Here is a 13,521-nt window from a genome sequence, read left to right as displayed (position 1 = left end):
GCGCTCCGGAAAGCCATCCGTCGCCCGGAATTCGCGCCGGAGGGCAGGGGCGGCCGCGCCACACGGCCACCTGCCCCGCGCTCAGCCCTGCTGCTCGACGACGCTGATCACCCAGACCACCCCGAAGCGGTCGGTGAGCATGCCGAACCCGGCCGACCAGGCCGACGCCGCGAGCGGCTCGACGACGCTCGCTCCCTCGGCGAGCGCGTCCCAGTGGCCGGTCGCCTCCTCGAGGGTCGCGGCCTGCAGCGCCAGGAAGAAGGGACGGTCGGTGATCGTCGTGCCGTTCTCGCGGCGCGTGGCTCCGGCCTGCAGGTCCGCCTCGCTCGAGGGGACGTCGTACGCCATCACGGTGAAGCCGCCCGCGCCGACGACCTGGCCGTGGACGACGCGATCGGTGTCGGGCAGGCCCGCCGGCATCCCGAAGTCGCCGTAGGTGCGGACGACGGCCCGGCCGCCGAAGACGGCGGCGTAGTACTCGAGGGCGGCGCGGGCCGCTCCGGTGAAGTTGAGGTGGGCGACGACTGCTGCGGTCATGGGTGTGCTCCTTCGCTGCGCGGTGGTGGGGCCGCGGTTCTCCCCGTTCCTCCGGGGCTTGAGAACACGATCTCGTCGGTACCGGCCAGGGAACGTCCGCTTCGCGCGCGATGATCGATCCGTGCCCACCTCCTCCTCGCCCTCCACCTCGAAGCGGCTGCTCACCCTCCTGTCGCTGCTGCAGTCGCGCCGCGACTGGTCGGCACCGGTGCTGGCGGGGCGACTCGAGGTGAGCGAGCGCACCGTCCGGCGCGACGTCGAGCGGCTGCGCGAACTGGACTACGTGATCGAGACCACGCGCGGCCCCGACGGCGGCTACCGCCTGGCCGCCGGCACGGAACTGCCGCCGCTGCTCTTCGACGACGAGCAGGCCGTCGTGATCGCCCTGGCGCTGCGGACCGCCGGCGCCCTCGGCACCGACCTCGACGAGGCGGCCGAGCGGGCGCTCCGGACGATCCGCCGACTGCTGCCGAGCCGCCTCGCGCACCGGATCGACGGACTCGCGGCGAGCGCCGGCACCGCGACCCGCCCGGCCGAGGCGCACGCCGACGCCGGGGTGCTGCTGCGGATCGGCGACGCGATCCGCGACGCGCTGACCCTGCGGTTCGACTACGACTCGCCCGCAGGACCGACCGACGCCGCGCCCGCCGTGCGCGCCACCGAGCCGCACCACCTCGTCCTCGCCGGCGGCCGCTGGTACCTGATCGGCTGGACTCCCGAGCGCGACGACTGGCGCACCTACCGGGTCGACCGGATCCGGCTCCGCAGCCACACCGGCGCCGCCTTCACTCCGCGGACGGTGCCCGGCGGTGACCCCGCGGCGTTCCTCTCCGCCCGCTTCAAGGGCTCGACCGGAGCGGACACCTGGCCGTGCGGGGGCTCGGCGATCCTCGACGCCGACGCCGTGCAGATCGCCCCGTACCTCGGCGACGGCACGCTGAGCGTCGAGCCGGACGGCCGCTGCCGGATCCGCGTCGGCTCCTGGTCCTGGCCCGGCGTCGCCGCGTCGATCGCCCGCTTCGACGCGCCGATCACCGATGTGGAGCCGGTCGAGCTCCGCGCGGCGTTCGCCCGCCTGGCCGCGCGAGCAGTGGACGCCGCGCGCCCGGGCGAAGACACCGGCTGACCGACGCGCCGACGCCCGGGCTCAGGGCCGCAGCGTCCGCCGGAGGAACCGCACCTGATCCTCGAGGCTGGCCTGCGACACGGCGGCGTCCGGCACCAGCTGATCGAAGACGTGGTACGTGCCGGCCCAGAGCCGCAGATCGACGGGGACCCGGTCCTCGAGGAGCCGCGCTCCGAATCGGAGAGCCTCGTCGCGCAGGGGATCGAGCTCTGCGGCCAGGAGATAGGTCTCGGGCAGTCCGAGCAGCGACTCCCGTCGCGCCGGTGCCGCGTACTCGTCGGCGGGCGCACCGGCGAGGTAGAGCCGCCACATGACCGCGGCGTTGCGGTTGTCCCAGACCGGCGTGGCGTCGAACTCCCGCATCGACGTGCTGTGCAGGCGGTCGTCCAGCACGGGGAACAGCAGCAGCTGCGCCCGCGGCACCCGCTCGCCCTCGTCGAGGGCGAGCATACTCACTCCCGCCGCCAGTGCCCCGCCCGCGCTGACGCCGGCGACCGCGATCCGGGCGGGATCGATCCCGAGCTCGGCCGCTCGCTCGATCATCCACCGGAGCACCGCCCCGCAGTCGCGGAGGCCGTGCGGATACGCGTGCTCCGGCGCGAGTCGGTAGTCGACCGAGACGACGAGGCAGCCCGCGTCCCCCGCGTAGCGCAGGCACCGGGCGTTCTCGGAGAGGGTGTCCCCCGCGACGAAGGCGCCGCCGTGCAGGAAGAGCAGGGCGGAACCGACCGACGCCGACGGGCGATAGAGCCGGAGGCCGATGTCGTGTCCGTCGAGGCGCACCGAGCGCGACTCGATCGCGACGGACCCGCCGAACACCATCTCGGCGGACGACGGCTGCATCGTCGACGAGCCCATCAGTCGCCGGGTGCCCTCGACGTCGTTCAGATCGGGCCGGAGCATCAGCTCGGTGGCGGCGGCGAGCTCAGCGTCCACGGCGACCACCGCCTGCCGCGCCCAGGGCGCTCACGCCTCGTCCGGCTCCGCCTCGGCGATGCGCAGCAGCTGCAGCGCGAGCCACGCGTCGTTGCGCTGCACGGCGTCGAACACGTCGATCCCCAGCTTCGCGCCCACGTTCTTCAGCCGGTGCCCCAGAGAGCTGTGGTGCAGCAGGAGCTCCGTCGCCGCCGCGCGGACGTTCGCGTGGCGGCAGTACGCGTCCAGGGCGAGGATCTCGCCCAGACCGATGGGCGTCCGCACCAGGAGCCGCATCCGCTGCACGAGCTCGGAGCCGGCGGCCTCCGCCGGGGAGACCCGGGCGAGGCAGCGCAGCGAGCCGAGCGCGTCGTACGCGAGCGCGCGCGGACCGAGCACCGGCGAGCACAGCCGCAGCGTGCGCAGCGCGGAGAGGTAGGAGTCCCGCGGCGAGAGCGCCGAGGCCGTCGCGCCGACGGCGACGGTCTCGGCACCCACGGGGAGCGTGCCCGGACGTGTCCCGGGACCGTGCAGCAGCACCGCGTGCGCCGTCCCGAAGCGCACGGGAGCGGTGCAGCGGTGCTCCGGCCCGCACCACTCCCGCCAGCCGCGCGGATCCGAGAGCGGTCCGCTCGCGCCCCGGGCGAGGACGACGCGCACGCGCCAGTCCGGCCGGAAGCCCAGCCGCCGGAGCGCCTCCTCCCGGTGCTCCGTGATCGAGGGCAGCGCCTCGATGAGCATCCGCAGCGGCTCGCCGTCGCCCAGCCGGGCCGCGTCGGCTTGCCGGATCAGGATCGTGGCCGCCGTCAGGGACATGCGCTCGAGGATCAGCTGCGCCATGTCCGGGTCGCTGCTCGCGGGCGCCACCCAGACCAGGCCGGCGTCCGCCGTGCCCCCGCCGATCGCCGTGCTGATAGCCCCGGTCGGCGGATCGTGCGGCCTCGCGCGTCCGAGGCTGTCGAAGCCGCAGCCGCCGCCCGGACCGGCGAACCCCGCCTCGGTCCCGATCAGCATCGCCGTCGAGCGCACCAGCTCGTCGATCCCGGCCCGGAACTGCTGGAGCTTGTCGAAGAAGCTGACGACGCGCAGCGCGTCCGCACCGCTCTCGCCGCCCTCGGACAGCCGCCGGAGAAGACCCTCCATGCGTCACAGCCTCACTCGTCATCGCGTGCTCGCAACCGGTCGATCGCCAGGGCGAGCACCAGCACGGTCCCCGTCGCGATGCCCTGCCAGTAGGACGATACATTCAGGATCACGAGGCCGTTGCTCAGCGTCGAGAGGAAGACGATGCCGAGCGCCGTGCGCGGAATGCTGCCGCGGCCGCCGAAGAGCGAGGTCCCGCCGAGCACGACCGCGGCGAAGATGTCGAACTCGGCGCCCTGGCCGTTGTTCGCGGATCCGGAGCCGAGCCGCCCCGCGAGGAGCACGCCGGCCACCGCCGAGAGCGCCCCGGCGACCACGAAGACCTGCATCGCGTGCAGGTTCACCCGCAGCCCCGCGACCCTCGAGGCCCGCCCGGACGAGCCGATCGCGTAGGAGCGCAGCCCCCAGGTCGTCGTGCGCATCACGAGCCACGCGACGACGTAGAGGACGGTCACGAGCACCACCGCGACCGGGAGCGGACCGATCGACCCGGTGCCGACCCAGAGCAGGAGGTCGAAGCCCTCCACGACCGGCGCCGCGATCGACTGCCCGCTGGTCCAGACCTGAGCGGCACCGCGCACCACCAGCGCCACCGCGAGCGTCGAGATGAACCCCGGGATCCGGAGGCTCTCGGTCAGGACGCCGTTGACGAGGCCGAGCAGGGCCCCGAGCGCGATCGCCCCGAGGACGGCGACGAGCGGCGGCAGCCCGGCCTGCAGGAGCGAGACGCAGGTGATCCCGGACGCCGCGATCAGCGCGCCCTGGCTGATGTCGAGCCGGCCGGCGATCAGGATGATCGTCGCGCCGATCGCCGCGACGCCGAGCACCGCCGACTGCCGCAGCACGACGAAGAGGTTGTCCACGGTGAAGAACGTCGTCGAGCTGACGGCGAAGACGACGATCATCACGGCCAGCGCCACCGGGAGGACGATCGTGGCGAGGCGCTCCTGGTCGAACCCGCGGCGCGGAGCGCGCGCCACTCCGGGAACGGGCGTGTCGAGGCGGGTCATGACACGCCTCCGGTCGCTGCGGACATGAGTTCTCCTTCGGTGGCGGTGGTCGCCGGGAGCTCCCGGACGACGGCGCCGTTGCGGACGACGACGATCCGGTCGCAGGCGGCGCGCAGCTCGGCGATCTCCGAGCTGATGAGCAGGACGGCGACGCCCTGCGCGGTGAGGTCCCAGACCGTGTCGATGAGATCGGCCTTGGCCCGGACGTCGATGCCGTGGGTGGGCTCGTCGAGGACGAGCAGGGACAGGTCCTCGGCGAGCAGGCGCCCGACGAGGACCTTCTGCTGATTGCCGCCGGAGAGCGAGCGGATGTCGAGGGCGTCGCTCGCGGCCTTGATCCGCAGCCGGGACGTCATCTCGGCGACGAGGGCGGTCACCGCGCGCCGGTCGAAGACCCCGCCTCGAGCGACGTTCCGCGGCGCCCGGACGATCATGTTCCGCCGCACGCTGAGGTGCGGCAGGATTCCCTCGCTGCGGCGGTCCTCGGAGAGGTACGCGACACCGCGGGCGAAGCCGGCGGCGGCGGAGCGGGGACGATAGGGCCGGCCGGCCAGCTGCATCGAGCCGGAGTGCAGGGCCTCCAGCCCGGCGATCGAGCGGCCGATCGACGACTTGCCCGCTCCGACGAGCCCGAAGACGCCCAGCACCTCGCCCCGCCGGATCGCGAGGTCGACGGGCGGGCGTCCCTTGACCACCAGAGCACTGCCGACGAAGGCGGGCTCGCCGAAGACGGCCGCCCGCTCGACCCGGGTGACCGCGGCGGAGCCGGGCACCATGGCGTCGACCACCTGCGGCAGCACGGCGGCGGTGGCGCCGAACTCGCCGGCGACGCGCCCGTCCCGCAGCACGACGATGCTGTCGCAGAGCTGGACGACCTCGTCGAGCCGGTGCGAGATGAAGACGACGCCGACGCCCTCGTCGCTGAGCGAGCGCATCACGCGAAAGAGGCGAGCCGCCTCGAACGGCGTGAGCGAGGACGTCGGCTCGTCCAGCAGCAGGACGGATCCGGCGCTGCGCAGCGCGCGGGCGGCCGCGACCAGCTGGCGGTCGCCGATCGACACGTCGCGCACCAGGGTGTCGACGTCGTTCTCGAGCCCCATCCTGCGCAGCAGCGCGCGAGCGGCCTCGCGCATCCGCCGCCGATCGAGCCGCAGCAGCCGCTGGAACACCCGCTCGTCGCCGAGGAAGAGGTTCTCGGCGATCGTGAGATCGGGAACGAGATCCAGCTCCTGGCGCACCACGCCGATGCCCTTCTGCTGCGCCTCCCGAGGGCTGGAGAACGAGACGGGCTCCCCGTTCACCCGCAGCTCGCCCGAATCGGGTGGCAGCTGGCCGGTGAGGATGTTGATCAGGGTGGACTTGCCCGCCCCGTTGGCGCCGGCCAGTCCGAGGATCCGGCCCGCGCGCACCGTGAGATCGACGCCGGTGAGGGCCGCGACCCCGCCGAAGGACTTGCTCACTCCGCGGACGGTGAGGACGGGGGCGCTGCCCTGCGGTGCCGTCATCCGAGGGAGTCCAGGATCCCCTGGGCGTTCTCCGCCGTCACGAGTTCGACGGGCACGATCTGCTCGCGCTCCACGTCGCCGCCCGAGGAGAGCTCGAGGACCGCTCGGGCGATGATCTCGCCCTGCTGGACCGGGAAGAGTCCCACCGTCGAGACGACCTCCCCGGACAGGACGCCCTGGAGGATCCGCGCGTCCTCGCCGCCCGTGACGATCGCCACGTCCTCGCCGGGGGTGCGTCCCGAGGCCTTGACCGCGGAGAGCGCCCCGAGCGCGCTGGAGTCGTTCAGGCCGACGATCAGGTCGAGATCGGGGTGCGCCTGCAGGACGGTCGAGGTCTGCGCGTTGCCGGTGTCCTCCTGATACGCCTCGACCTCGCTGACGAGCGTCCACTCCCCCTCCCCGAGCGCCGCGTCGAGCCCCGCGATCACGCCCTCGTGCCGGGCGATCAGCGGTGCACCGCCCGAGTCCTGGTGCAGGATCGCGACGGTGGGCTTCTCGTCCGTGCGATTCGCCGCGAGCCAGCCGCCGGCGCTCTCGCCCTCGAGCTCGCCGAAGGCGCGGTCGTCGAGGTTGAAGACGACGTCCGCCTCGGGGATGTCGGTCGCGAGGCCGATGACGAGGACGTCCTGCCCCGCCAGGCGGCGTGCCACCGGCGAGATCGCCTTCGGGTCCGTCGGGCACACGATCACCGCCTTGGCGCCGGCGGCGACGAGGTTCTCGATGCCGGAGACCTGCTCGCCGGACTCGCCGTCGGGGTCGGAGGTGACGACGTCGATGCCGCAGTCGCCGAGGACGCTCTGCAGTCCCTTCTCGACCAGCGGGAAGTAGCCGCCCGAATTGGAGTACGGCGAGTAGCCGACGCGGGTGAGCCCGACGCCGTCGCACTCGGCCAGGCGCTCGCCGGCCGGGGGTGACGAGGTCGCGCTCTGACAGCCGGTCAGCGGCAGCAGCACCACCGCGGCCGCGGCCAGTGCCGACGTCAGGCGGCGGGATCTCGTGGTGGGTCCGTGGACGTGCATCGTGTCTCCTTCGACAGGCAGTGCGGGTGGGGCGACTCCCCGCGAGGGGATCGACGCCACCGGCCACTCTGCCGACGCAGCGGCCCGGAGTCATCCGGACGGCGACGCGCATCTGCCCGCCATCTGGCGGATGGCAGCGCCACCACGGACGGCCCCGGCGGCCGGATGACCGAGCGCGGATCCCGGTCATCCGTTCATCGGAGGGGTGGGCCCGACGCTGACCGGCGCAGAGTCGAGGAGACGCCTCGGGGATCGTCCCGGGCGCGACGCGCACCGAGTGAAGGAGAAGAGACCATGAACGAGAAGCACCTGACGGACGTCCGGGACCTGCCGATGACCGTGTTCGAGGTGGCGGACCAGGGCGGGGTCGTCGAGTCCCTCACCGCCGGTCACGGCATGAAGGAGCTCGCCGACTCCAACTGCGTCTGCTACATCTGCTGCGGCGGCCCCGCCGCCTGAGCGCCGAGTGCGCGCCGGTCGCCCCCTCGGCACGGCTCGCGAGCACGCGTCCCTCCGCGTGCCGCACCGGGCTCCCGTCCCGCTTCACGCAGGACGGGAGCCCTCTGCTGTCCGCGGCGACGCCGGAGGGGCAGCCCACCGGCCCTCCGGCGAGACCGTCTCGGCGACCGCCGCCGCGTACTCGGCGTGCCGGTCGTGGGCCGGCTGCCCGAAGGACCGCTGCAGGACCGTGCCGAGGAGCCGGGCGCAGTCGCCGTCCCTATCCGCATCGCCGGCCCCCTCCGGCCGGAGGACGAAGCCGCCGACGACCGCGCCGACCGCCAGCCGACCGGACTCCGAGCGCGCGTCGCCGAGGACGAGGTGGTGCCGGCTGAGTGCTGCGAGGTAGCCCGGGTCGGAGAGGCGGGAGACGAGGGAGAGCCCGAGCCGGTCGGGCGCTCCGGGCCGGGCGCCGCGCGAGCCGAGGACCGCGGTGTCTCCGCGGTTGTAGGCGCCGAGCAGCGGCACCGCCATGGTCCCGTGGTAGAGCATCGCCGCGGTGAGGCCGAACGCGACCAGCTCCGGCCGGCGCAGGAGGGCCGCCCCGAGCTCGGCGTCGATCCGGCCCGCCTCGCGGACGAGGACCGCGTCGAGGAGCTCGTCCTTGCTGCTCCAGTGCAGGTAGAGCGTGCCCTTGCCGACGTGCGCGGCGTCGGCCACGTCCTGCATGCAGACCTTGCGGTAGCCCCAGCGGAGGACGAGATCGCGCATGGCGTCGAGGATGCGCTCCCGCCGCCGCGGGTCGGCGGTCTCCGGTCGTCGCGGATGGGCGACCTCCGAGCCCCGGCGGAGACCCGGGTCGGTCGACGCGTCTGCTCCGCTCCCCGATGCGGGCGTCACGGGAACGGGTGCGGGTCGGGGTTCAGCTCGTCCGGGAGCAGGTCGCGGTCGAGCCTGCCGAGCCGCCGCGGCAGCTCGAGGAGCCGGGGAAGCCCGTCGATCCTGCGGTTGCGGTGGCCGAAGGTCATCGGCACGGCGCCCGGCACGAGCACCTTCACGCAGGCGAATCCGCCCGCGCGGTGCTCCGGCGTGGTCTGGTCGACGACGAGCACCTCGCCGATCCGGTCCACCGCGGCGCGGAGATCGACCGCCAGGTCCGCGGCGTCCGGGCGCACGCGGTCCGCTCCGCCGATGTCGTCGGCGCGGATCGTCGGACCGGCGCGGAGGAAGTCGAGGCGGTGGAGGGCGTCCGGGTGCGCGGAGAGGGCGGAGTGGTCGATCATGGTCCGCACGGCGGAGGGGTCGCGCACCATCTGCGCGGCGTGCGCCTCCTCGCCCGGGTAGCGCCGGAGGAGGTCCGCCAGGATCGGGCCGAGCTCGTTCATCGCGCCGAGCAGGGCGCGCTCGGGGTCCAGGCCCGCCCCGGCGGTGCAGAGCGCGGCCGGTCCGGAGCCGCCCTGCCGCGTCGCCAGCAGCCACACCGCCGGGATGCCCCAGTCCGTCGTGACGTCGAAGGCGGCGACCTCGTAGCCCGTCGCCGCGGTGATCGCCGCCGCCTGATCGGCGACGAGGGGATCGCGGCAGCTGCTCAGGTCGATGCCGGCGGGCGTGCTGCGGGTGTACCAGGTGCAGAGGAACGCGTCGCGCTCGACCGTCTCCAGCAGGCCGTGCAGGGCGGCCTCCTCCCAGGAGGAGCCGAGCGCGCAGCCGTTCGAGACCTCGTAGTACGAGACGGGGTCGTCCCCGCGCAGTCGCTGCGAGAAGTAGTAGGCGAGGGCCTCGGGGACCAGGCGCGCACGCCCCTCGGCGAACGAGTGCGCCCAGACCCACTGGATCGGCACGTCCTCGTCGAACCTCCGGTAGCGGAAGGCCGGATCGTCGTAGGACTCGTCCGGATGGCGGCCGAAGACGTCGGGATGCACGGCGTCGGCGGCGAGCTCCCGGTAGCTCCCCCGCACCGTCGACCGGCGCCCGCCCGGCGCGACTCCCCCGTAGCGCTCGAGCGCCTCCAGCACCGCGGTGACCTCGGCGGACCGGTAGTCGCGACCGCGCCCGTAGCCCGGCTCGACCAGGCCGTCCAGGCGCATCGGCATCGGCGCGGCCGCCATGACCAGCCCGCCCTCGTCGCCGCGGCGCGTGGCGGCGATCGTGCCGCAGAAGGGGTCGATGTAGAGCGAGCGGAGCGCGTCGGACTCGCTCACGACGTCTCGGATCCGGGCGCCGAACGGGGTCGACTTGGGTTGCGGCGCGAGGACGTGCTGGGCAGCCTCGGCGGTGTCCTCCGGGAGGTCGCCGCAGAGCTCGCAGAGGGGCTCGGGGAGGAAGGCGTGCGACTCCACCTCCAGGGTGTCGAGGCGGACCACCGCGACCCGGCGCTGGGCGCCCGCCGCCTCGCACTCCCGGGCCAGGAGGCGCTCGAGCGCGATCGCCGCGACGTCGGCCGCCAGCTCGTCGAGCGCCTCGGGGCGGCGGCCCTCGAGCTGCTCCGCGTACTCCGCCCGCAGCCGCACCCGCCACGGCTCCGCGCCGCCGAGGCGTTCCCGGCGGAGCGCCAGGCACTGGGGGCAGCCCGGGAGTCCGGGACGGACGAGGGGCCCGATCACGATGCGGCTCACCTCGACGTGCACGGGCAGCCACGGGACGTCCGCCGCGGGGCGGCTCGGGATCCGCCAGGTGTCGGACGCCCGGACGGCGACCCCGCTCAGCGCGCCGATGCCGGCCAGCGTGCACTGGAGCAGTCCGTCCGCGGCGTCCGCAGCGTCGATCTCACCCGTGCTCACGGCAGGATCACCACCTTCCGGACGACGAGCCCGAGTCGCGCGACGACGGGATCGTGGTCCAGGTCGACCACGACCGCCCGCGGATCGGAGGTGGGAGCCGCTTCGACGGCGAGCCTCAGCGCCTCCTCCTCGGTGGCGGCGACCCCGAGGCCGCCAGTCGCCGGAGGGGCGTCCGAGCAGCGGAAGGCGAGGGAGACCGGTATCCGGACGGTCGCGCTGTCGGCCAGGCGCCGGCCCGGCACGGTGTACTCCGCGGGACCGGCGACGATGTCGCGGACCGCCGCACGCAGCTCCTCGAACGTCGCGGTCGGCGCGGCGACGGCACATCCTGCGGCGTCGAGCACCCGGCGCGGATCGAGGACCGACTCCGCGCGGATCGCGAGTGCCCGGCGCACGGCGTCCGCCCGTGCCTCCGCGAAGTCGGCGCCCTCGCCGACGACCTCGACGTCCCGCCGCGCGACGACGGCGTCGCAGGCGACCAGGGCTCGGGAGTGGTGCCGCGGCACCTGCGGCAGGTCCGCCTCCTCGATCAGCCGGACGACCCCGAAGTCGGGATCGACGAGCGTCATCGCGCGCTCCTCGAACGGGCCGGTGGCCTCCGGCTGCCCGGCCTGCCACGGGTGCGGGCTGACCCGGGTGAGCACGGTTCCGTCCGCAGTGACCGTCGTGGCCCGCCACGGATCCGTGCGGCCGGACGCTGTCCGGCGGACCAGCTGGGCGACGGCCAGCCGGAGCACCTGCTCCTCGGGCCTGCCCGCCTCGACCCCGCGCTCCGCAACGGCCACCAGCACCGGGAGCAGCTCCGCCCCGGTGGTCGGGCCGACGACGAGCGCCGCACCCTCGCGCAGCAGCACCGCCCCGTAGGTCCTCTCCGGATGCTCGCGGACGCCGTCGATCAGCCACCGCCCCTCGACCGGACCGACGGCGAGCCAGGACTCGGGGAGTGCGCGTCCGCTCCGCGCCACTGCGCTCTGCAGGAGTTCCGTCTCCCCGAGGAGGCGGACGTGACCGGCGACGGGAGCCTCCCGGAGGAGGCCGAGGCTGAGCATCGCTCTCCGCACGCGCCGGACCTGATCCGCCCGGGTGGGATCGAGCGACCGCGCCCGCTCCTCGACGTCGTCGCCGGCCAGGATCCACGCGGCGATCACGCGCATCCAGCCCGCGACCTCGCCGGTCAGCTCGATGTCGCCGGCGGCGGTCATGCCGTAGGTGCGGCCCTCGTGGTCGATGACGCAGGCGCTGGTGTCCGCGATGAGGGTCATCGCGTCACCGCCGGCATCGGTCTCGGAATCGAGCCGACGATGAACTGGCCCACGCTGCACTCGAGCAGGGGGTCGCGACCGGTCGCCTCGGCGAAGGCGACCGGGTCGTCGGTGCCGAGCGGGCAGCCCGCCAGCCCCATCGCGCTGCACGCCCCGGCGAGCGCCTGGTAGAGGACCCCGGTGTCCTTCAGCACGAGCTCGAACGCCATCCTCTGGTACTTCCACATCACGCGGCCGACGCGGGCCGAGACGACGATGAGGACCTGCGGAGGGACCCCCGTCGCCGCGACCCTGCTCGCGACCTGGACCATCCGGCGCACGGCGGGAGCGCCGATGCCGCACACCTCCTCGAGCTCGTGGCGGTGCGCGTCGTAGTGGTAGAACGCCGGCCCGAGCCCGGCGCAGCGCGAGACGGCGAGGTACAGCTCGAGCTCCGCGAGCGAGCCGCCGGACGGCCGCGGCGAGCTGACCACCTCCGTCCCGTGGTCGACGCGCACCCCGCGGACCCGATCCGTCCGGTAGAGGAGCTCCCCGAGCTCGGCGACGTCGATCGGCGCGGCGTCGTCGTGGTCGCGCAGGGACACCCGGCGCTCGACGACCTCGGCGTAGGGCGGGTCACTCGCGCGCAGGGCGGCGAGATCGACTGCGGGGAAGGCGACCCGGCGCCCGCCGAACGGGACCGGAGCGGCACCCTCCGGAGGGAAGCCCGCCTTCTGGCCCCACCAGGTGCCGCCGAAGTCGGCGACCGGGCCGCGGTAGCCCTGCCGGCTCCGGTCGTGGAAGAGCAGCTCGTGGGGTGCCCACTGCCGGTAGCGGAACTCGGTGTCCTCCGGTCCGCCCGGCAGGGCGAGGAAGCCGTGCCGGCGCAGCTCGCGGCGCAGAGCGGCGGCGAGACCGCCGGAGCCCGAGAGCGCGTCGGCGAGCAAGGACCGCCGGTGCAGCACGATCTCGGCGCTGGCCAGCGGGGACTCGACGAGCAGGTCGGCGCCGTCGCGGCGGACCACGGCGAACCTCGAGAGGTCGAGGTCGGCGGACAGTGCAGCAGCGGGCTCGACCGCGGCTCGCAGCGGGCGGACGACGAAGCCCGGACCGTCGTCGTCCCCGAACTCCTGGACGAGCCAGCCGTCCTCGCGCAGCCGCACAGTCACGGGATCGTCGGCATCGCCCGGCCCGCCCTCGACGAGCTGCCGGAGTCGCTCGTCGACGTCCGCGCCGCCGCCGAGCGCCAGCGCCCGCGGCCACGCCATCACGGTCGTGCCGCTGTCGTCTCGCGTCGCGTACACGCCCGCGCGGAGGCGCTCGGCACGGGGCCCGGGGACGTTCTCGCTCATGACGGCTCCTTCTCCATCGAGAGGCGGGTGGCCGGAAGCTCGGAGATGCGTCTCGGCGGAGACGACCCGTCTCGATCATCGACAGAACGTCACTTTAGAGTCGGGTCCGACGACGAGGTCGCTGCGCGCCAGGGACACGCTGCGGGCCCTCCCTGCTGATCGAGTAGCCCGCGCAGCGGGCGTATCGAGATCCACCTACGTCAGGAGGGCGAGCCTGCCGACCCACCCTGCTGATGACGGTGGGTCTCGATACGCCCCTCCGGGGCTACTCGACCAGCATGCACTTCCCCGCGGGCTACTCGGCCGGCATGCACATCCCTGCAGGCTGGTCAGCCGGCATGCGCATCCCTGCGGCCTACTCGATCGGCATGCACATCCCTGCAGGCTGGTCAGCCGGCATGCGCATCCCTGCGGGCTACTCGGCCGGCGTGCACATCCCTGCGGGCTGCTCAGCC

12 protein-coding genes are annotated in these 13,521 nt (G+C 74.2%); 2 read left to right on the top strand and 10 right to left on the bottom strand.

What is annotated here, in order from left to right; translation table 11 throughout:
• Positions 1-81: 81 nt before the first annotated feature.
• Positions 82-537, bottom strand: a complete 456-nt coding sequence (locus EDF36_RS13990) for a VOC family protein (RefSeq protein ID WP_123733491.1) — start codon at positions 535-537, stop codon at positions 82-84.
• Positions 538-658: 121 nt separating this feature from the next.
• Between EDF36_RS13990 and EDF36_RS13985 the strand changes: the two genes are divergently transcribed.
• A complete protein-coding gene (locus EDF36_RS13985; RefSeq protein WP_123733490.1) occupies positions 659-1,663 on the top strand; it encodes a YafY family protein in 1,005 nt (334 codons plus the stop codon).
• A gap of 21 nt (positions 1,664-1,684) precedes the next feature.
• Here the strand turns inward: EDF36_RS13985 and EDF36_RS13980 are convergent, their stop codons facing one another.
• The 5 genes from EDF36_RS13980 to EDF36_RS13960 are packed head-to-tail and all read right to left on the bottom strand — an operon-like array spanning position 1,685 to position 7,255.
• Positions 1,685-2,599 (bottom strand): alpha/beta hydrolase, encoded by a 915-nt coding sequence (locus EDF36_RS13980; RefSeq protein WP_148060051.1) that lies wholly within the window; start codon positions 2,597-2,599, stop codon positions 1,685-1,687.
• Positions 2,600-2,629: 30 nt separating this feature from the next.
• Positions 2,630-3,721, bottom strand: coding sequence for a helix-turn-helix domain-containing protein (locus EDF36_RS13975; protein ID WP_123702047.1), 1,092 nt, complete (start codon positions 3,719-3,721; stop codon positions 2,630-2,632).
• Positions 3,722-3,732: 11 nt separating this feature from the next.
• Positions 3,733-4,731: an ABC transporter permease gene (locus EDF36_RS13970; protein WP_123733488.1), complete on the bottom strand. Its 999-nt coding sequence runs from the start codon at positions 4,729-4,731 to the stop codon at positions 3,733-3,735.
• Positions 4,728-6,236 carry a sugar ABC transporter ATP-binding protein gene (locus EDF36_RS13965; RefSeq protein WP_123733487.1) on the bottom strand — a complete coding sequence of 503 codons (1,509 nt, stop codon included), beginning with the start codon at positions 6,234-6,236 and terminating at the stop codon, positions 4,728-4,730. The genes EDF36_RS13970 and EDF36_RS13965 overlap by 4 nt, the downstream gene beginning before the upstream one ends.
• Positions 6,233-7,255: a sugar ABC transporter substrate-binding protein gene (locus EDF36_RS13960; protein WP_123733486.1), complete on the bottom strand. Its 1,023-nt coding sequence runs from the start codon at positions 7,253-7,255 to the stop codon at positions 6,233-6,235. Before EDF36_RS13960 ends, EDF36_RS13965 begins: the two co-directional genes overlap by 4 nt.
• A gap of 294 nt (positions 7,256-7,549) precedes the next feature.
• Between EDF36_RS13960 and EDF36_RS13955 the strand changes: the two genes are divergently transcribed.
• A complete protein-coding gene (locus tag EDF36_RS13955; protein ID WP_123445007.1) occupies positions 7,550-7,714 on the top strand; it encodes a thiomuracin/GE37468 family thiazolyl RiPP peptide in 165 nt (54 codons plus the stop codon).
• Positions 7,715-7,798: 84 nt separating this feature from the next.
• Here EDF36_RS13955 and EDF36_RS13950 read toward each other — a convergent pair whose 3' ends face one another.
• The 4 genes from EDF36_RS13950 to EDF36_RS13940 form a co-directional block, all read right to left on the bottom strand.
• Positions 7,799-8,464, bottom strand: coding sequence for a TetR/AcrR family transcriptional regulator (locus tag EDF36_RS13950; protein ID WP_123733551.1), 666 nt, complete (start codon positions 8,462-8,464; stop codon positions 7,799-7,801).
• A gap of 125 nt (positions 8,465-8,589) precedes the next feature.
• A complete protein-coding gene (locus EDF36_RS13945; protein WP_166673982.1) occupies positions 8,590-10,473 on the bottom strand; it encodes a TOMM precursor leader peptide-binding protein in 1,884 nt (627 codons plus the stop codon).
• Positions 10,470-11,735: a hypothetical protein gene (locus EDF36_RS21310; RefSeq protein ID WP_185020486.1), complete on the bottom strand. Its 1,266-nt coding sequence runs from the start codon at positions 11,733-11,735 to the stop codon at positions 10,470-10,472. Before EDF36_RS21310 ends, EDF36_RS13945 begins: the two co-directional genes overlap by 4 nt.
• On the bottom strand, positions 11,732-13,066 hold the full coding sequence (locus EDF36_RS13940) for a SagB family peptide dehydrogenase (RefSeq protein ID WP_123733484.1): 1,335 nt from the start codon (positions 13,064-13,066) through the stop codon (positions 11,732-11,734). The genes EDF36_RS21310 and EDF36_RS13940 overlap by 4 nt, the downstream gene beginning before the upstream one ends.
• Between the last annotated feature and the right edge of the window lie 455 nt (positions 13,067-13,521).

The sequence above is a fragment of the Rathayibacter sp. PhB152 genome, assembly GCF_003751395.1.
Taxonomy (GTDB): Bacteria; Actinomycetota; Actinomycetes; order Actinomycetales; family Microbacteriaceae; genus Rathayibacter; species Rathayibacter festucae.
This window is presented reverse-complemented; position numbering and strand designations above follow the sequence as displayed.

What these genes read in the sequence shown, in the direction of transcription:
- EDF36_RS13990 (WP_123733491.1), bottom strand. Translation starts at nt 537, where the DNA reads ATGACCGCAGCAGTCGTCGCCCACCTCAACTTCACCGGAGCGGCCCGC.
- EDF36_RS13975 (WP_123702047.1), bottom strand. Translation starts at nt 3,721, where the DNA reads ATGGAGGGTCTTCTCCGGCGGCTGTCCGAGGGCGGCGAGAGCGGTGCG.
- EDF36_RS13970 (WP_123733488.1), bottom strand. Translation starts at nt 4,731, where the DNA reads ATGACCCGCCTCGACACGCCCGTTCCCGGAGTGGCGCGCGCTCCGCGC.
- EDF36_RS13965 (WP_123733487.1), bottom strand. Translation starts at nt 6,236, where the DNA reads ATGACGGCACCGCAGGGCAGCGCCCCCGTCCTCACCGTCCGCGGAGTG.
- EDF36_RS13960 (WP_123733486.1), bottom strand. Translation starts at nt 7,255, where the DNA reads ATGCACGTCCACGGACCCACCACGAGATCCCGCCGCCTGACGTCGGCA.
- EDF36_RS13955 (WP_123445007.1), top strand. Translation starts at nt 7,550, where the DNA reads ATGAACGAGAAGCACCTGACGGACGTCCGGGACCTGCCGATGACCGTG.
- EDF36_RS13950 (WP_123733551.1), bottom strand. Translation starts at nt 8,464, where the DNA reads ATGCGCGATCTCGTCCTCCGCTGGGGCTACCGCAAGGTCTGCATGCAG.
- EDF36_RS21310 (WP_185020486.1), bottom strand. Translation starts at nt 11,735, where the DNA reads ATGACCCTCATCGCGGACACCAGCGCCTGCGTCATCGACCACGAGGGC.
- EDF36_RS13940 (WP_123733484.1), bottom strand. Translation starts at nt 13,066, where the DNA reads ATGAGCGAGAACGTCCCCGGGCCCCGTGCCGAGCGCCTCCGCGCGGGC.